The sequence below is a fragment of the Streptomyces sp. NPDC004629 genome (assembly GCF_042873595.1).
Lineage (GTDB): Bacteria > Actinomycetota > Actinomycetes > Streptomycetales > Streptomycetaceae > Streptomyces.
In genome coordinates, this window is sequence record NZ_JBIALO010000014.1 from 123,640 (window position 1) to 141,305 (window position 17,666).

17 protein-coding genes and 1 pseudogene are annotated in these 17,666 nt (G+C 70.8%); 6 read left to right on the top strand and 12 right to left on the bottom strand.

Annotated elements, in window-relative coordinates; translation table 11 throughout:
• The first annotated feature begins 116 nt into the window (after nucleotides 1-116).
• Nucleotides 117-821 carry a pentapeptide repeat-containing protein gene (locus ACFYTE_RS22630; RefSeq protein ID WP_388713164.1) on the top strand — a complete coding sequence of 235 codons (705 nt, stop codon included), beginning with the start codon at nucleotides 117-119 and terminating at the stop codon, nucleotides 819-821.
• Nucleotides 822-1,188: 367 nt separating this feature from the next.
• Here the strand turns inward: ACFYTE_RS22630 and ACFYTE_RS22635 are convergent, their stop codons facing one another.
• The 4 genes from ACFYTE_RS22635 to ACFYTE_RS22650 all read right to left on the bottom strand — a co-directional run bounded on the left by ACFYTE_RS22635 (nucleotide 1,189) and on the right by ACFYTE_RS22650 (nucleotide 4,441).
• Entirely contained in the window at nucleotides 1,189-1,689 is a 501-nt protein-coding gene (locus ACFYTE_RS22635; protein ID WP_388713437.1) for a hypothetical protein, read from the bottom strand.
• 44 nt (nucleotides 1,690-1,733) lie between these two features.
• Nucleotides 1,734-2,372 (bottom strand): response regulator, encoded by a 639-nt coding sequence (locus ACFYTE_RS22640; RefSeq protein WP_388713167.1) that lies wholly within the window; start codon nucleotides 2,370-2,372, stop codon nucleotides 1,734-1,736.
• Between the two features lie 21 nt (nucleotides 2,373-2,393).
• The gene (locus ACFYTE_RS22645; protein ID WP_388713171.1) at nucleotides 2,394-3,587 is read right to left on the bottom strand and encodes a sensor histidine kinase; all 1,194 of its coding nucleotides are present in this window, start codon (nucleotides 3,585-3,587) and stop codon (nucleotides 2,394-2,396) included.
• A gap of 167 nt (nucleotides 3,588-3,754) precedes the next feature.
• Nucleotides 3,755-4,441, bottom strand: coding sequence for a hypothetical protein (locus ACFYTE_RS22650; protein ID WP_388713174.1), 687 nt, complete (start codon nucleotides 4,439-4,441; stop codon nucleotides 3,755-3,757).
• 746 nt (nucleotides 4,442-5,187) lie between these two features.
• Between ACFYTE_RS22650 and ACFYTE_RS22655 the strand changes: the two genes are divergently transcribed.
• Nucleotides 5,188-6,342, top strand: coding sequence for a helix-turn-helix domain-containing protein (locus ACFYTE_RS22655; RefSeq protein ID WP_388713177.1), 1,155 nt, complete (start codon nucleotides 5,188-5,190; stop codon nucleotides 6,340-6,342).
• Between the two features lie 637 nt (nucleotides 6,343-6,979).
• Nucleotides 6,980-7,413, top strand: a pseudogene (locus ACFYTE_RS22660) (IS630 family transposase); the annotation flags it as partial.
• A gap of 71 nt (nucleotides 7,414-7,484) precedes the next feature.
• On the opposite strand, the gene ACFYTE_RS22665 reads toward ACFYTE_RS22660, so the two are convergent.
• The 3 genes from ACFYTE_RS22665 to ACFYTE_RS22675 all read right to left on the bottom strand — a co-directional run bounded on the left by ACFYTE_RS22665 (nucleotide 7,485) and on the right by ACFYTE_RS22675 (nucleotide 9,433).
• On the bottom strand, nucleotides 7,485-7,862 hold the full coding sequence (locus ACFYTE_RS22665; protein WP_388713179.1) for a nuclear transport factor 2 family protein: 378 nt from the start codon (nucleotides 7,860-7,862) through the stop codon (nucleotides 7,485-7,487).
• A 165-nt stretch (nucleotides 7,863-8,027) separates the two neighbouring features.
• Nucleotides 8,028-8,573, bottom strand: a complete 546-nt coding sequence (locus ACFYTE_RS22670) for a hypothetical protein (RefSeq protein ID WP_388713182.1) — start codon at nucleotides 8,571-8,573, stop codon at nucleotides 8,028-8,030.
• A gap of 284 nt (nucleotides 8,574-8,857) precedes the next feature.
• Nucleotides 8,858-9,433 (bottom strand): TerD family protein, encoded by a 576-nt coding sequence (locus tag ACFYTE_RS22675; protein ID WP_388713185.1) that lies wholly within the window; start codon nucleotides 9,431-9,433, stop codon nucleotides 8,858-8,860.
• Between the two features lie 171 nt (nucleotides 9,434-9,604).
• Between ACFYTE_RS22675 and arfB the strand changes: the two genes are divergently transcribed.
• Entirely contained in the window at nucleotides 9,605-10,033 is a 429-nt protein-coding gene (gene arfB, locus ACFYTE_RS22680) for an alternative ribosome rescue aminoacyl-tRNA hydrolase ArfB (RefSeq protein WP_388713187.1), read from the top strand.
• A 92-nt stretch (nucleotides 10,034-10,125) separates the two neighbouring features.
• On the opposite strand, the gene ACFYTE_RS22685 is transcribed toward arfB, so the two are convergent.
• Both ACFYTE_RS22685 and ACFYTE_RS22690 read right to left on the bottom strand, forming a co-directional pair.
• Nucleotides 10,126-10,593, bottom strand: coding sequence for a GNAT family N-acetyltransferase (locus ACFYTE_RS22685; protein WP_388713190.1), 468 nt, complete (start codon nucleotides 10,591-10,593; stop codon nucleotides 10,126-10,128).
• Nucleotides 10,594-10,673: 80 nt separating this feature from the next.
• Nucleotides 10,674-11,258 (bottom strand): flavin reductase family protein, encoded by a 585-nt coding sequence (locus ACFYTE_RS22690; protein ID WP_388713193.1) that lies wholly within the window; start codon nucleotides 11,256-11,258, stop codon nucleotides 10,674-10,676.
• Nucleotides 11,259-11,571: 313 nt separating this feature from the next.
• Here ACFYTE_RS22690 and cdgB point away from each other — a divergent pair, with 313 nt between their 5' ends.
• Together cdgB and ACFYTE_RS22700 are read left to right on the top strand one after the other, a co-directional pair.
• The gene (gene cdgB, locus ACFYTE_RS22695) at nucleotides 11,572-13,224 is read left to right on the top strand and encodes a diguanylate cyclase CdgB (RefSeq protein ID WP_388713195.1); all 1,653 of its coding nucleotides are present in this window, start codon (nucleotides 11,572-11,574) and stop codon (nucleotides 13,222-13,224) included.
• Between the two features lie 141 nt (nucleotides 13,225-13,365).
• Nucleotides 13,366-14,343, top strand: a complete 978-nt coding sequence (locus tag ACFYTE_RS22700) for a carbohydrate-binding protein (RefSeq protein ID WP_388713198.1) — start codon at nucleotides 13,366-13,368, stop codon at nucleotides 14,341-14,343.
• 90 nt (nucleotides 14,344-14,433) lie between these two features.
• Here the strand turns inward: ACFYTE_RS22700 and ACFYTE_RS22705 are convergent, their stop codons facing one another.
• From ACFYTE_RS22705 to ACFYTE_RS22715, 3 genes are all read right to left on the bottom strand, one after another.
• Nucleotides 14,434-15,363 carry a 1-phosphofructokinase family hexose kinase gene (locus tag ACFYTE_RS22705; protein ID WP_388713201.1) on the bottom strand — a complete coding sequence of 310 codons (930 nt, stop codon included), beginning with the start codon at nucleotides 15,361-15,363 and terminating at the stop codon, nucleotides 14,434-14,436.
• 127 nt (nucleotides 15,364-15,490) lie between these two features.
• Nucleotides 15,491-16,633, bottom strand: a complete 1,143-nt coding sequence (nagA, locus tag ACFYTE_RS22710; protein WP_388713203.1) for an N-acetylglucosamine-6-phosphate deacetylase — start codon at nucleotides 16,631-16,633, stop codon at nucleotides 15,491-15,493.
• The gene (locus tag ACFYTE_RS22715) at nucleotides 16,633-17,574 is read right to left on the bottom strand and encodes an ROK family protein (protein ID WP_388713206.1); all 942 of its coding nucleotides are present in this window, start codon (nucleotides 17,572-17,574) and stop codon (nucleotides 16,633-16,635) included. The genes nagA and ACFYTE_RS22715 overlap by 1 nt, the downstream gene beginning before the upstream one ends.
• Between the last annotated feature and the right edge of the window lie 92 nt (nucleotides 17,575-17,666).

The following is a 17,666-nucleotide window of genomic DNA, read 5'->3' on the forward strand; positions in this document are numbered from 1 at the left end:
CTGTGTTCGACGTTCTGTGTTCGACAACAGGACTGGTGACGGCACCCGGAATGTGACATGCGTGGCATCGCCGCAGGTCAGGACGGACTGTCAGAGGCGTGCGGCAGGATGAGGGCATGGCGAGGAAAGTGACGGGGGGCACCGGCGGGTCCGGCGGGCCGGGCCGGACCGGGGTGCGGGCGGCGCGCCGCCCCGAACTGCGGCTGCCGCCGCTGGCGCCGTACGACGGACGGGAGCTGCGGCCGGACGGTGACTACGACGGCGTCGAGTTCCGGGAGGCGGACCTGGCCGGCCAGGACGGCGCGGGCGCCCGCTTCATGGACTGCGCGCTGACGGGGTGCGTCCTCGACGAGACGCGGCTGCGCAGAGCCCGGATCCTCGACACCGCGCTGACCGGGATCCGGGGCGTCGGCACCGACCTCGCCGACTCGACCCTGCGGGACGTCGAACTGCTCGACGCCCGCCTGGGCGGCACCCAGGTGCACGGCGCGGTCCTGGAGCGGGTCCTGGTCCGCGGCGGCAAGATCGACTACCTCAACCTGCGCACGGCCAGACTCAAGGACGTCGTCTTCGAGAACTGCGTCCTGGTCGAACCGGACTTCGGCGGAGCCCGCCTGGAGCGGGTCGAGTTCGTCGACTGCACGCTGAAGGGCGCGGACCTCGGCGGTGCCACCCTCACGGACGTGGACCTGCGCGGCGCCGTCACGCTGGAGATCGCCCGTGGCGTGGAGCGGCTGTCCGGCGCGGTCCTCAGCACCGCTCAACTACTGGATCTGGCACCGGTGCTGGCGGCCCAACTGGGCATCCGCGTACAGGACTGACCGACAGCCATCACCCCGGCGGCGCCTGCGACGGCGGTGCCCGCGACGGCGGTCTCCGCCAGGGCGGACCTCACCAGGGCGGTGCCCGCGACGGCGGACCTCACCACGGCGGTCTCCGTCACGGCGGACCTCACCACGGCGGTGCCTGCGACGGCGGTGCCTGCCACGGCGGTGCCCGCGACGGCGGACCTCACCACGGCGGCCTTCGTCACGGCGGACCTCACCACAGCGGTCTCCGTCACGGCGGCCCGACCACGGGTCCGCGACCACGGGTTCCGGTCACGGATCCGTGACCATGGGGCCCGCCATGGGGACCCGTCACAGGCCGCGGCCTCGGGCGCCGCGACCGCGGGCGGCCCGGTCCGGCTCACGGCATGCGGGGGAAGCGGGCCTGGAGTGTCCATACGGCCGGGTTCTCCGCCAGGGATTCGTGCAGGTCGGTCAGGTCGGCGAGCAGGTCGTGCAGAAAGTCCCGTGCCTCACGGCGCAGTTCGGCGTGGGAGAAGGACAGCGGGGGCTCCTCGGCCGGCATCCAGTCGGCCTCGATGTCCACCCAGCCGAAGCGGCGTTCGAAGAGCATGCGGTCGGTCGACTCGGTGAAGTCCAGTTCAGCCCGCTGCGGCCTCGACGCCCGCGAGCCCGCCGGGTCCCGGTCCAGCCGCTCCACGATGTCGCACAGCGCCCACGCGAAGTCCAGCACCGGAACCCATCCCCAGGCTGTGGACAGTTCCCGGTCCGTCTCGGTGTCCGCGAGATAGACGTCCCCGCAGAACAGGTCGTGCCGCAGCGCGTGGACGTCCGTCCGCCGGTAGTCCGTCTGCGGCGGGTCCGGGAAGCGCGGGGAGAGGGCGTAGCCGATGTCGAGCACGGGTGCGATGGTGTCACGCCCGCGGACCCGCACCGCGGCGGCCCTCACGGCAGCAGCCGCCGTTCCTTCGCCACGGCCACCGCGCCCGCCCGGGTGTCCACGCCCAGCTTGTCGTAGATCCGGCTGAGATGGGTCTTCACCGTGGCCTCGCTGATGAACAGGGCACGCGCGATCTCCCGGTTGCCGAGGCCCTGCGCGAGCTGCGCCAGGATGTCACGCTCGCGGTCGGTGAGCGTGGGGCGCGGGCTGCGCAGCTGGGCCATCACCCGGCCGGCCACCGGCGCGGAGAGCGCCGTACGGCCCTCGGCCGCGGCGGCGATCGCCGCGAACAGTTCCTCGGGGCGCTCCGCCTTGAGCAGATAGCCGGTCGCGCCCGCCTCGATGGCACGGGTGATGTCGGCGTCCGTGTCATACGTCGTCAGGACCAGCACATGCGGGGTGGCACCGGGCCCGCGGACCAGCCGCCGCGTGGTCTCCACACCGTCGATGCCCGCCCCCAGCTGGAGGTCCATCAGCACCACGTCCGGCGTCAGCTTCGCGGCCATGGCCAGCGCCTCCTCGCCCGTGCCGGCCTCCCCGACCACCTCGATGCCGGGGGCGCTGTCGAGCAGCGCGAGCAGCCCGGCCCGGACGACGGCGTGGTCGTCGCACACCAGGATGCGCACGGCACCGCGGTCACTCATCGGACGGCCCTGCCTTCCTGATCATTGGGAAGCCTCCAGGGGGACGACGACGGACAGGACCGTGCCCTCGCCGGGCGCCGACTCCACGGTGAGGGCGCCGCCGAGCTGCCGCACCCGGGCGCGCATCGCGGGCAGCCCGTACCCGCGCAGCCCGGACGCCGCACCGGACCGGGCGGCGGGATCAAAACCGTGGCCGTCGTCGGCGATGTCCAGGACGACCCGGTCGTCGAGCAGGGTGAGGGTGAGCGCGGCGGTGGTAGCGGCGGCATGCTCACGGACGTTGGCGAGCGCGCCCTGCGCGATGCGCAACAGGGCCGACTGCACCCGCTCGGGCAGCTCCGGGGCCCGTCCGCCGTCGTCCACATGCACCCGCACACCGAGGTGCCCGCCGGACTCCCGGGCGGCGAGGGCGCGCAGCGCCGCCCCGAGCCCGCCGTCGCCGGCCAGATCGGCGGGGGCCAGATCGCGCACGAAGCGCCGGGCCTCGGCCAGGTTGTGCTCGGCGACGGACGCCGCGCTGCGGACGTGCGCACGGGCCTTGGCCGGGTCCCGCTCCCACATCCGCTCGGCCGCCTGGAGCAGCATCCGCTGGCTGGACAGGCCCTGGGCGAGACTGTCGTGGATCTCCATGGACAGCCGCTGGCGTTCCGCGAAGACGCCCTCGCGACGTTCGGACGCGGCCAGTTCGCGGCGGGTGCGCAGCAGATCGTCGATCAGGTCGCGCTGGCGGGCCGCCTGCCGCTGCGCCTGGAGGAAGACGGTGGTGGCGAGGGCGGCGACCGCGGGCGGGGCGAACAGCAGGTTCGGGTCGAAGCGGCCGGCGAACCTCAGCTGCGCGGCCACGACGAGGACCGTCAGGACGACCACCAGAGCGACCGCCGCCCGCGGCGGCAGGGTGCGCAGCCCGGCGTAGAAGAGGGGAATCGCGCACCAGGCGAAGCTCGGCGCGAGCACGACCAGCACGGTCCACACCATGACGACGAGGCCGAGCCAGGCGTGCTGCCACCGGGCCGGCCAGGGCCCCGTGCCGCCCAGCGTCGGTCCGAGGACGTACAGCAGCGCGAGAACCACGGGCAGGGCGATGATCCACGGGATGAGCGGATCGCCCGGGTGCCGCAGCAGAAAACCGGTGAGCGCGCCGCCGAGCAGCAGGAAGAACGCCGCGTGCAGCACGGCGGACGGCCACCGGGCGTACGGCTCGTACGACTGCGCCACCCGCCCGCCCTCCCCTCCGACCGTCTGAACTGGGCGAACCCCCTTCATTGTGGCCTTCATTGTGACCAGCCCCTGCGGCCTCTCGGGTCAGCCGATCGGATGACCAGGGCGTCCCCCGAACGAGCCCCGCCGAGCACTCGCCGTGAGGGGCGGGCCGGGTCGGGTCGTCAGGCGACCGCCGCCAGCTCCGCGACCCGGGCGAACTCCTCCTCCAGGCGGTCGCGTCCGAGGGCCGCGAACTCCCGGTTCAGGTCCGCCGGTGTCACCCCGCGCAGCTCCACCACCGTGCGGGCGGCCCGGACCCACGGCGCCCACTCCGACCCGTACTTCACCTGCTCCATGTGACACCCCGGGACCGGCTGAAGCGTCACGGGGTGATGGAGGGGCCCGACCACACCCCACGCGGGTACGCGCCTCGCCCACGCCGCCACGAACCGGCCACCGCGCAGGGCGCGGCAGAGCTGGATGGAGATCCCGGCGCACGGTACGCACACCGGCGGGCTCGTCGTGCGCTCGCCTTCGCGGATCGGGCCGACGCTGTCCCGGAGGAGAAACAGGTGCGGGCCGTGTGGGTCGGGCGGCATGCGGGAGCAGACCTGGCACATCATGTTCAGCATTGCGCGGCGCTGCCGGTAGGGGTGGACGTTCCGCAGTTGTGGGCTGCCCCTGCGCTGCTTCGGCCGCAGGGCGTACCGGACCCAGAGCACACCGAAGCTGTCACGGTCGTACGGGGTTTCATCCGCGTACGCGATCCCCGGGGCCACGCGGCGGCGGACGAGCGGGCGGGTCAGGAGTCTTTCCTCACTCCATCCGGCGATGTACGGGACCACGCCTGGCGGTGCCGAAGGCAACACAATCGAGAACCTTCCTTGTCGAGACGAGAGCGACGGCCCGGCACACCGCTGGACATCACGGGGCCGGATGTGCCGGGCCGGGCCCACCGACTCCCCGTGGGGGAGAGCCGGGAGTGGGAAGCCGGCGGGCGCTATGGGGGCTCCGGCCGCCCCCTGGGGCGCGAGCGACCGGAGCCGGTCAGTGGGTCAACGGCCAATACCGGCCACGAGGGCCCCATGGGGGCGGCCGCTCCTCCAGATGGGGGCGTCGAGTTGAGTGCGGACCATCTCTGAGGCAGGCGAGTCTTGCGCTTCCTCCCGGGTGTTGCGCTGTTCCACGGAGATCACCGCTCCGCCTTCGGGGCGCAGTCCGTGTGCCAGTACGCCACCAGCGCAGGAGCGTCACGGCGGGCCAGCATCCCCCGGCGGCACGCCTCAAGGCTCTTGATCGCATTACCGCATGACGGGCACGTTTCACCGGGCGGGGCGTACGTTGTGTATTCCATCTGCCGTGCGTCGGTGCCCCCTCCGGCCCGCTCGGGACTTCGCGGGAGTCTGGTTGTAGCTTTGGGCACTGTCGTCAACCCCTTGATGGTTGGTGACCAAGCCCCCGGACGTTCGCCCGTCGCGGGGGTCTCTGTTGTCATGAGTCAACGCCCCATCCGCCCGGCCGACTTGCACACTCCTTGCACAGATGCCGGGCGGGTTGCACGTGCGTTTGGGACCATGGGACGTGAGGACGTCACCGAGCGGGGAAGACGCAAGGTATGAGCGCTACGCAGGTACCCGGACCAGGCGCCAACGTCGCTGCGCGCCGGAAGGAACTCGGGCTGAGTCAGGTTGCCCTGGCCCGTAGGGCGGGGGTGTCGGTATCCCTTCTCAGCAAGATCGAGGTAGGGGACCGGGCACTTACTCAGGGCGTGGGCGCCGCCCTTGCTCGCGCAATGAACCTCACCCTTGATGAATTGCTGGGCAGCGCCCCGGAAGCGAACCTGAACGAACTCAACTGGTCTCTCCGGCGATTCGATGTTCCAGGTGAGCCACCGGAGCATCCCGAGAGGCTTCAGCAGGAAGTCGACGAGCTGAACAAACTCCGATGGAATACGGAGCTTTCCAAGGTTCTCCGGAGGCTTCCTGGGATTCTCACGAGAGTTACCAACCATGCCCATCTGACGAGCGAACCGAAAGCATGGGGCTTGGTCGCGGACGTATACAGCGTCATTTATTGGCTGGCTGCTCGTCACAGGTGGATGCATCTTGCCGAATTGGCGACGCTGAAACAGCGCATGGCAGCCGAGAGGGCAGACCCGATTGCGGCGATCGTCGCAGCTCGGGACGACGCGGGTACGTTCCTGAACGCCGGTGACTTTGCTGGTGGACTGGCCATCATCGACCGAGCCGTCGTTCAGGCGGAGTCGATGCTCACCGGACGGGACCGCGCCTACGGTCTCGGCATTCTGCACCTGCGAGGCTTGACCCTCGCCGGGCGCCTGAAAGACAAGCAAACGACCAACCGGCACATCGAAGCGGCATGGCGCGCGGCCGAAGAATTTCCGGAAGATATCGCCGAGCACGGAATCCATTTCGGCCCGGAAAATACGGCCACTCATGTGATCTCCACCGCATCGGATATGGATCAGCACCGCCGAGCGCTGGATACGGCGGACGACTTGATCAGGGGCGGTATGTCTCTTCCGGCAACCCGTGTCGGCCCTCTGTATATGAACCTTGGCCGTTCCCAGCTCGCACTCGGGGACCAGGACGGGACCTTGGAAAGCCTGGAGAAGGCTTGGGGAATCGCTCCCGAGATGGCAGCCGTTCACCCAACATCATTGGAACTCACCCGCGTTCTGATCTCCAAGCACAAGAGGAGCAATGAACGGCTCACCAGGATCGCGGAAAGGTCCGGTATCCACGTCTGAGCCGTAGAGACCCATTCGATAGGAAACGCACCCAGGCCGCGCGCCCCCTTAGTAATTTCAGTACGCCCCGACATTACGTTCCGGGATGCGGCCGAGAGGTGGCGCTAGTCCCGTATCGGTCGAACATGGCAAGGGCTGTCCGGCAGCATCTGAACGCGTACGCCTATCCGGTGTTCGGGGGCAAGCTCCTGTCTGCGTTCTACCCTTCGGATATGCAGACATGGGGGATCAGCCTGATGACGACCTCACGCCGCACCGGTCCCCAGGAAGCGTGTACAGCCGCTCACGGCCGAACACGTACAGGCACTGGCCGAACGGTGTTGAATCTGCCGCCCTCGCACCGCAACAACGGGATCGTCGTCTCCGCGCTGCGGGTCCGGCATGCGCTGATGGCCGGTCCCGCGCGCATGGCGGGCGTCGCCCGAGATCTCCGCGTGGAGATCGATGCTTTCCCGGCGAGCCGACCCCGCACTGCGCCGGCGGTAGAGTCCGCGCCATGCATCCGGTCGCTCGTTCCGGCACTCGCCTCGCCCTCCGCGAACTCGCCATCGAGGACGTGGACATGGTGCTCGCCGTTTACGGCAGCCCTGAGGGCAACGGAGCACCTGTCGTTCGAGCCGCGCACCCGCGACCAGGTCGCCCAGATCGTGACCCGGTCCATCGCCGCCGCCACGGCGGACCCGCGCAGCGAGTACGCGCTCGCCGTCGTCAAACGGGACACAGACGACGAGATCGGGTTCGGCCGGATCGCCATGGACCCCCACCAGCAGCCGCCCACACCGGCGCGGGCATCCGCCGCTGGGCGAAGAAGAACAAGGTCGAGCTGTGCTTCAGCCCGACCTACGCTTCCTGGGCCAACCCGATCGAGGCCCGCTGCGGCAGTTCACCCTGGCCAACTCCCACCACCGCAGCCACCCTGCGCAAACCCAGGCACTGCACCGCTACCTGCGCCGGCGCAACACCAACGCCCGCCACCCCGACGTACTCGCCGCCCAACGCAAGGAACGCGCCTGCACCCGCGGCGAAAAGGGCATGCGCTGGGGCGGATGCCCCCTCGACACCGCGGCCTGACCAACCGCGAACAGCAGCCCCCGAACGCCGACGGGGCAAGTTCAGGAGAAGGACAGCGACAGAAGGATGACTCAGGAGGCGAACGGCTCGATCTCCCCCGCGAAGACGATGACCTGGTCGATGAGGCTCCGTCGCAGATGGACGACATCCGTTCCCGCCAGGCGGGGGCCTCCATCAGGCGTGGTGAAGACCCACTGGTACCGGGCCCATTCGTCAGGCATGTCCACTGCTGAGCAGCGCACCATCGTGCCGGTCCCCGCCGGGTGGCGTCGGATGTCCAGTACGAACCGCTCGACCGCCCCGATTCCTTCGCTGCGACCCAACGGCCCCCAGAAGATCACGTCTGAGGTCAGGGCCTGGGAGAGCAGGGCAGTCACATAGCTGTCGTCCGAGGCGTTGAACGCGGAGATGAATGTGTCGATCGCGGAGCGTGCGGTCTCTTCCTGCATGCCCCAGTAATACCAGCCGTTTCGCGTGCGCTCGTCCCACGAGCCGCCTTCCGATCACGGTGAACCTTCCCGGTCACAGCACTCGCCGCGCCTGGACGGCCCACCGCTGGGACAACCGGCCCAACCGCCGCCCGTGAACACCCGCCCGATGGCGCGTCGAGCGGTTCATTCCTCGTCGTCGAAGCCCTCGTCGTCGAAGCCCTCGTCGTCCAGGCCCTCGACGTCGACAGGCTGCGTTCCGTTGAACGTCACGAGGATTCCGTAAGGGTCCGCCAGTCGGAACCTGCTCTCCGTGAAACGGATCGCCCAGCTCTGGTCGGCCCACACGGTTGCTTCGGGAACTGCCAGTGGCAGCTCCGGAAGGTCCAGCCAGCTCAGTTCCTCAGCTGTGAGTTCGAACTGCGATTCCCTCAGTCGGGTGCGGCAGTACTCCACAGCTTGGTCGACGAGGACATCGAAACGGCTCATGACGTCGTGAGCGAAACGGAGGGTGGCCTCTTCCGGCGGGGCGGCCGGCTCGATCAGCAGACTCAATCCGGTCTCGACCGCGCCTGCCGGTTCCGGGAAGCAGCCGGACCAGCAGGCCAGCGATGGAGGGCTCTCCACCCTTGTCAGCACAACCTCGGCGATACGCACGGTCTCGGGCAGTTTCGCGTCAACGCCAGGCTCTTCAGCGGCCGAACTGCTCGGTGGTGCGCCGTTGTCGGACATTGGCTCAGCATAGGTCAAGCCCGGCACGATGATGATCGACAGCCGAGGCACGTGGCCATCCGCGCGGCCACATCTGCCACCCCGCGCCCCGAGCCCACGCGTACACCCCGCTGCCCGGTCTGCACGGCGTGGACCTGGATCGGGTGCTTGCGCCACGGGCAGGCGGGCGGCCCCCTCGGTCTGGCGGCTGGGTGGAAGCCGCGGTTGGAGGCGTGGAGCGCGATGAGTTCGACGCGGCCGGGCCCGGACCGGTCCTCCCCGGTCCGGGCCCGGCCGCGTACGGGTCAGACGTTGACGCCGAAGTCCTGGGCGATGCCGACCAGCCCGGACGCGTAGCCCTGGCCGACCGCGCGGAACTTCCACTCGGCGCCGTTGCGGTACAGCTCGCCGAAGACCATGGCCGTCTCCGTGGCCGCGTCCTCGGAGAGGTCGTAACGGGCGATCTCGGCGCCGCCGGCCTGGTTGATGATGCGGATGTAGGCGTTGCGGACCTGGCCGAAGTTCTGGCCGCGGTTCTCGGCGTCGTAGATGGAGACCGGGAAGACGATCTTGTCGATGTCGGCCGGGAGGGCCGCCAGGTTGACGTTGATCGCCTCGTCGTCGCCCTCGCCCTCGCCGGTGCGGTTGTCACCCGTGTGGACGATCGTGTTGTCCGGGGTCTGCTTGTTGTTGAAGAAGACGAAGTGGCCGTCCGAGTAGACCTTGCCCTGCGTGTTCACCGCGATCGCGGAGGCGTCCAGGTCGAAGTCCGTGCCGGTGGTGGTGCGGACGTCCCAGCCGAGGCCCACGGTGACGGCGGTCAGGCCCGGAGCCTCCTTGGTGAGCGAGACGTTGCCACCCTTGGACAGGCTTACAGCCATGGTTTGGGAGTCCCTTCCCTCGTTACGTATGTACGGCTTCGTACTGGGGACGAAGCTACCGTCATCGGGAAGAACGCCAAGGGGGGCCCAAGAGGTTCCGCATGCCTTTACCTTTTTTACCTTCCGCTAATTCGGGTGACGCGGAGCGGGTGGGGACGCGACCATGGACGCATGTCCGGTCCTTACGTCATCCGTGGCTCCGTCTCACTCCCCGAGGCCGAGCTGATGTGGCGTTTCTCACGCTCCTCGGGGCCCGGCGGACAGCATGTCAACACGAGTGACTCCCAGGTGGAGTTGCGCTTCGACCTGGCGCGGACCGAGGCGCTTCCCCCGGTGTGGAAGGACCGGGCGTTGCGGCACCTCGCGGGGCGGCTGACCGATGGCGTCATCGCCGTCCGCGCCTCCGAGCACCGGTCCCAGTGGCGCAACCGTGAGGCCGCCGCGGTGCGCCTCGCGGCCCTGCTAGCGCAGGCGACGGCGCCGCCGCCCAAGCCCCGCAAGCCGACCCGGATCCCCCGTGGCATCAACGAGCGGCGACTACGGGAGAAGAAGCAACGCTCGGAAACCAAACGAGGCAGAACAGGCCGCGACTGGACCTGACCCCCGCCGCGTCAAGGCGCTCCACCCACCGGCCTGCGTCACCACTGTGCCGGCTTCAGCACCCCACCCCGAGTCGGCTCCGGCGGATCGCTCTACGTCAGCTCCCATACCCCGACCGTCTGGTCGCCGCTGGTTTCCGTGGTCGTGTGGAAGCCCAGGCGTCGGTAGAAGTTCTCCGGGCCGGTCGGGCCGGGGTGCCAGGTGGCGTAGAGGTGGCTGTCGCCGCGGCGGCGGAGTTCGGCGGCGACGGACTCGACGGCGAAACGGCCGTACCCCCTGCCCTGTTCGCCGGCCGCGATGTTCAGCCGCCACAGGCCCGAGCGGAACACGCTCCCGTCGCCGTGCCAGTCGATGCCGAGGAAGGCCATCAGGAAGCCGACCGGGCGGTCGTCGTCGCCGTCCACGATCAGTCGCGGCCAGGCGACGCCCGCGGGGTGGGCGTATGCCTCGGCGAGGGAGTGGGCGACCGGCCGCACCGCGTGCTCCTGCTCGGGCCGGACCCGGACGCCGAGGGCGGCGTCGACGGTGCGCGGCGTGATCTCTTCCAGGCGGGGTGTCATCCCGGCACGCCAGACCGGATGCCGATCACGGACCATGGAATTTCGCCTCCACCGCGCGAACCCTCCCGTTCCTCCCGTCCTCACCCCAACTGCCGGTAGCGGCCCTGGAAATACAGCAGCGGTCTGCCGTCCGCGCTGGGCAGTTCCGCGGTCAGTACGCGGCCGATCACCAGCGTGTGGTCCCCGGCCGCGACCCGTTGTTCGGTCCGGCACTCCAGGGTCGCCAGGGCGCCGCGCACCAGGGGCGCGCGGGAGGCCTCGCCGCGGGCGTAGGGGATGTCCTCGAACAGCAGCCGGTCGCTGAGGCGGCCCTTCATGGCGAAGCGGCCCGCGATGTGGCGCTGGCTCTCGGAGAGCACGGAGACCCCCCACAGGGGCTGCTCGGCGAGCAGGTCGTCCATGCGGGCGCCCGTGCGCAGGCTGACCAGGACCAGTGGCGGGTCCAGGGACACGGACAGGAAGGCCGTGGCCGTCATGCCGGCGTCCTCGCCGGCCGGCGCCCCGGGGTCGTCCGGGTCGAGCGGCGGCTCCTGCGCGGACACCAGGACCACGCCCGCGGCCAGCCGGGACATGGCGGCCCGGAACTCGTCGTTGCTCACCCCCTCAGCATGCCCGGGAACGGCGGGGGCGGCGGGGGAGGGCAGCGGAGTTGGAGTGTTCAGCACGCCGGAAACGCTAATCTTCGCTGCGAGCGGGTCGCATCGGGCCTCCGCCCGAACCTGGTCCTAGGTCCCTGGAACGAAGAAGAACGATGAAGAACGAAGAAGAACAAAGAAGAACGAAGAAGGCGGACACTCTTCTCAATTGTTCATGTTCTCCTGTGACTTGAGTCACAAGACAGATGAATTGTTGACCCTGTGTACCGAGTGGGCAGCGCGCTGTGATTCAGTGGCGGGGAAGCTGCTGCAAGGGCACCACCGAAGAGAAGCGCCGAAGAGCACCCTTGATTCGCTGCGAGGTCTCGGGGGGAGGGCGAGCATGGAAATGGAGTCGGAGCCCTACGTCCGTCTTGCGTCCCTCCGGCAACTGCACCAGGCCATGGCCGACATGAACACGGCACGCAGCCTGGCGGACACGCTGCAGACCGTCGCCGACGGCGCCGTCACCGCCCTCGGGTACGAGATAACCTGCGTCAACCTCGTGCGCCCCGACGGCGACCTCGTGGTCGCCGCCTTCTCCGGGAACTCCGCCGCCGAGGCCCTCATCACCGGCCGGGTCGGCTCCCGCGAGTCCTGGGAACGCCGGCTGACCATGGGCGAGGCCTGGGGCGACCTGCGGTTCATACCCCACACCGAGGGCTGGGTCCTCGACGACGACGACGTTCCGCAGTGGTACACCGACGGGCCCGCACCCCGCTTCGAGGACGAGTGGCACCCCGCCGACCGGCTCTTCGCACCCATGTACGCGCCCGGCGTGCAGGGCGGCGGCTCCGGCGAGCTGCTCGGCGTGATCTCCGTGGACCGGCCGCGCAACGGCCGGCATCCGGGCGCCTGGGGCCGCGAGGCCCTCCAGATGTACGCGTTCCAGGCCGCCATCGCGATCAGCAACGCCCGGCTCAGGTCCAACATGCAGCGCGCCCTGGTCCGCCTGGAGCGCGAGCAGCAGGCGCTGCGCGCGAGCGAGGAGAGTTTCCGGCAGGCGTTCGAGTACGCCCCCTCCGGCATGGCGATAGCCGAGATGGGCGGGGACCAGCACGGCCGCATCCTGCGCACCAACGACGCGCTGTGCCGCCTGCTGGGCCGCCCGGCCTCCGCGATGCGCCGCTACTCCTTCTCCGACCTGGTGCACCCCGAGGACATCGGCACGCTGCTGCGCACCTCCGCCGAGGGCGGCCGCGCGGAGCTGCGCCTCGGCCGCCGCGACGGCTCCTACGTCTGGGTGTCGCTGCGCAACTCCGTCGTCGCCGACGCCGCCGACGGCCCGCGCTTCCTGCTCACCCACGTCGAGGACATAGAGGAGCGCAAGCGCCGCGAGCTGCAGCTCGCCCACCGCGCCTCGCACGACTCCCTCACCGGCCTGCCGAACTCCGCCGAACTGCGCTCACGCCTGTCGGCCCGTCTGTGCCGGCGTCCCGCGCACGGCGACGAGCTGGACTCCCTGGACGCCGCGTACGGCCATCCCGCCTACGACGTCAACGGTCACGGCTTCGACTTCGCCTCCGGCACGGACGCCTACGACGGCTTCGACCACCATGTGCACACCGTCGCCCCCGAGGACGACCGCGACGACGGCACCAAGGGCCTCGCGGTCCTCTTCTGTGACCTGGACGGCTTCAAGTCGATCAACGACCGGTTCGGGCACAACGCGGGCGACGCCGTCCTCATCGAGGTGGCGCGCCGGCTGTCGCGGGGTGTGCGGGACGGGGACACGGTGGCCCGGCTCGGCGGCGACGAGTTCGTCATCCTGGCCGACGGCCTCGGCAAGGCGGACGCCCAGGACCTGGCCGTACGCCTGCGCAACGAGATCATCCAGCCGATCCGGGCCGAGGGCCGGGCCGTGCGGGTGGGCGCCAGCTTCGGCATCGGCTGGGCCCACTGCGGCATGACGGCGGACGAGGTGTTGAAATCCGCTGACGAACGGATGTACGTCGAGAAACGATCTCGTCCCAAACAGCACCGTCGGGCCGGATGAACCCCAGGTCAGTGGGCTGAAGCACATCGAGCCACCCGATTGGGTCAGTGAGAGCGGGTAGGCTCGCTCTCCAATACCCGTCTTCACCTGTCTTCCGTATCCGTACCGCATCCGCCCGCACCTGTTGAGGAGTACCTAGGGATGACGCCCGGCGACAACGGCGCGAGCACGCCCGAGGACGACGACCCGTTCGGCTACCTGTACGCCGACGGGCAGGCCAGGGGAGCCCAGCCGCCGTCCGGTGGCTACGGCTACCCGAACTCGGTCAGCAGGGTGCGTGCGGTCGGCGAGCGCCAGTACGGCCAGCAGTCCGCCCCCTACGGGCAGCAGTCCCAGGCCGCCGCCTACGGGCAGCAGCAGACCGTGCCCCCGCAGCAGGGCGCCTACGGCCAGCCGAACGCCCACTACCAGGCCCCGGAGACCTTCCCGGGCGGCCCGCCGGCCGGCCAGCAGCCGCCGCAGGCCGGCGGGGGCGGCGGCCGGGGCGGTCGCGGCCCGAACACCAAGGGACTGCTGATCGGCGCGATCGCGGTGGTAGCCGCGGTCGTCATAGGCATCAGCGTCGCCATGCTCAACGGCAACGACGACGACAACAAGACCGGCGACCAGGCCGCGGACACCACCCCGACGCAGTCCGAGAGCAGCTCACCGAGCCCGTCCGCCAGCGACTCGGCGGCCGGCGAGGGTGAGCTGCCGACGATCGATGCCAAGGCGCTGCGGCTGGGCGGCAGCGCCGCGCTGGCGTCGGACGTCGAGGGCGCGCAGGCGGACGGCGGCACCTATGTGGGCAACCTCAACCAGCCCGGCAACTCCGTCACCTGGACCGTCAACGGCATCCCCGACGACGGCGCGTACACCGTGTTCGCGCACTACAGCACGGCCGGCGACGACCAGTCGATGACGCTCACCATCAACGGCAAGGCGTTCGGCAGCAAGCTGAGCCTCAAGAACTACGCCAAGGCCGACGACGGTGACTTCGCCAAGGGCTGGACCACCACCTTCGCCTGGCCCACCCTCAACAAGGGCACCAACACGATCACGCTGTCCTGTGAGAACGGCGACAAGTGCAACGTCCTGCTGGACCAGCTCTGGCTGAAGAAGGGCCAGGTCAAGAAGTAACCCCGGCCCCGACCGCGCCGACAACCACCGGCGGCAGACCCCGGGGAACCCCTGTGGAACCAGCCGTGTAGGGCTTCAGGCGAGTGGGGATCAGGCGGCGTTGGTCTCCTTGGTGACCGTGACCTGGGGGCGTAGCTTCTCGTAAGTTGCGCGGTCGAATTCGCCTGCTGTCGGTGCTGCCACGGTCGCGGCGGACAGGGCGATCGCGCGGGTCAGCCGGTCCGGCCAGGGGAGGCGTTCCACGAGGCCCGACAGCAGGCCCGCCACCGCCGAGTCGCCGGCGCCGGTCGGGTTGCCGTGCACGGCGGAGGGCGGGGTGGCCCGCCAGTGGCCCTCAGGGGTGTGGGCGAGCAGCCCCTGCGGCCCGAGGGAGGCGACCACCGCTTGCGCGCCGCGCCTGCGCACGTCCCGGGCCGCCCGCAGCGGCTCGTGCGAGCCGGTGAGTTCGGCCAGTTCGTCCGCGTTGGGCTTGACGATGTCCGGGCGGGCCGCCACCCCGCGGCGCAGCGGCTCCCCGCTGGTGTCCAGCAGCACCGGGACACCGGCCGACCGGGCCGCCCGTATCAGGCCCGCGTACGCCCCCACCGGCACCCCGGGCGGCAGACTGCCGCACAGTGCCACCGCCGCGGCCGGCCCGAGCAGACCCTCGTAGGCCTCCTGGAACGCGTCCCACTCGGCGGTGGTCACCTGCGGTCCTGGCTCGTTCAACTGGGTGGTGTCGCCGGTGCTTTCGTCCACGACGGCGATCGTGCGCCGGGTGGCATCCGCGATCGGGACCAGCGCGTCCGCCACGCCCGGAATGCCGGTGAGCCGGTCGCGTACCTCCCGGCCCGTGCCGCCGCCCGCGAACCCGGTGACCGTCACCTCGTGCCCGAGGGCCGCCAGCACCCGGGCCACGTTCACACCCTTGCCGCCCGGCCGTTCGGCGACCGCGGACACCCGGTGCGAGGCGTGCGGCCGCAGCGACCGCACGCGGTAGGTGAGATCGAGAGCGGTGTTCAGTGTGACCGTGAGGATCACCCGGGCCGACCTCCCTCGCTGTTGAGCTGTGCCGTGAGTTCTGGTCCCGATCATGCCAAACAGTTGGCGAGGGGCCCAGACCACGTGCGGTCACCGGCTCTCGTCGGCGGCCCGGCCGGGGGACGTATCAGGGCAGTCTGGGATCGACCACCCAGGCGCCCCGTCGCATCACGCCCTTGACGTCGAAGTCCGCGTCGAGGAGTACCAGGTCGGCGTCCTTGCCGGGTTCCAGGGAGCCCACCCGGTCGGCCAGGCCGAGCAGCCGCGCCGGGTTGGCGGACAGGGCCGCCACCACGTCCGGCACCGGCAGCCGGTCGACCGTCACCGCCCGCTTGAAGGCGTGGTCCAGGGTCAGGGTCGAGCCCGCGATCGAGCCGCCCCGCACGAGCCGGGCCACGCCGTCGCTGACCTCGACCTCCAACGGGCCGAGCATGTAGCAGCCGTCGCCGATACCGGCCGCGTCCATCGCATCGGTGATGAACGCGACCCGCCCGGCGCCCGCGTGCCGGAACGCCAGTTCCAGCGCGGCCGGGTGGAGATGGGTGCCGTCGTTGATCAGCTCGACCGTGACCCGTTCGTCCGCCAGCAGGGCGGCGACCGGGCCGGGGGAGCGGTGGCCGAGCGGCGGCATCGCGTTGAACAGGTGGGTGGCGACCGTGGCGCCCGCGTCGATCGCCTGCACCGTCTGCTCGTACGTCGCGTCGGTGTGCCCGACGGCGGCGATGACGCCGTGCTCCGCCAGGAGCCGTACCGAGTCGATGCCGCCCGGCAGTTCGGCGGCGAGGGTGACCATCCGGGTCCAGCCGCGTCCCGCGTCGATCAGCCGGCGCACCTCCTCCGGGTCCGGGTCGCGCAGCAGCTCCTCGGAGTGCGCGCCCTTGCGGCACGGCGAGATGAAGGGGCCCTCGAAGTGGACCCCGGCGAGATCGCCCTGTTCGGCCAGCTCGGACAGCAGCCCGGCCTGCTTGACCAGGAAGTCCATGTCGTCGGTGACGGTGGAGGCGAGCAGCGTGGTGGTGCCGTGCTGCCGGTGGGTGCGGACGGCCGTCAGGATCTCGTCGGCCGTGCCCGAGAACGAGGCGCCCCCGCCGCCGTGGTTGTGCAGGTCGACGAAGCCGGGCACCAGCCAGTGGCCCCGTACGTCGATCACCTCGGCGTCCGCGGGGGCGGCGGCCGTGATCCTCGTGCCCTCGACGATCAGGCGTCCGTCGGTCACGATCCCGGTGGGCAGCACCACCCGGGCGCCGGCAAGAACCGTACTGGGGGCCATCAGGCGGTTACCTCCGAAGGGTCAGTGGTTTCGAGGAGATCCCGGGCGAGGAGCCCCGCGCCCAGGCAGCCGGCGGTGTCCCCGAGGGCGGCGGGGACGATCGACGGGAGTTTCTGGAAGGTGACGCGGCGCCGGACGGCGTCCCGCAGCGGCCGGAACAGGGTCTCCCCCGCCTCGGCGAGCCCGCCGCCGATGATCAGCGTGCGCGGGTCGAGCAGGGTGAGCGCGGTGACCAGCCCGTCGGCCAGCGCGTCCACCGCCTCCTGCCAGACCCGGACGGCGTTCGGATCACCGGACGCGACGGCCTGCGCGCAGTCCGCGGCGTCCGCGTCGGGCCTTCCCGAGGCGGCCGCCCAGGCCGCGCTCACCGCCGACGCGGAGGCGTACCGCTCAAGGCAGCCGCGCTGCCCGCACGGACACGCGGTCCCGCCGGGCCGTACGACGATGTGGCCGATCTCGCCCGCGAAGCCGTGCGCGCCCGCCTCCACCCGGCCGTCGAGGCCGATGGCGCCCGCGATGCCGGTGCCCAGGGGCACGAACAGGAAGCGGTCCGCGCCCCGGCCCGCGCCGATCCGGCCCTCGGCCAGCCCGCCGGTGCGCACGTCGTGGCCGAGCGCCACCGGGATGCCGAGCCGGTCGGCGAGCAGGGCGCGCAGCGGCACGTCGCGCCAGCCCAGGTTGGCCGCGTAGGCGGCGATACCGCGTTCCTCGTCGACGATGCCCGGCACCGCGATGCCGGCCGCGACGGCGGGTTCGCCGCACCGCTCGGTGCCGTATGCGCGCAGTTCGGCGGCGAAGCCGAGGATGCCCTCGACCACCGCCTCGGGCCCGCGTTCGCGCCCGGTCGCGCGGCGGTCCTGGTGCAGCAGTTCGCCGCCGTCCCCGACCAGGGCGGCCTTCATCCCGGTGCCGCCCACGTCGAGGGCGATGACATGTCTCACGGGGAACAGTGTGGACCGCGGACCCGTAAGAGGTCTAGTCCACTTACGCCACGGCCCCGGGAACGAGCCGCTGTCGGTGCCCGGCGCTACCG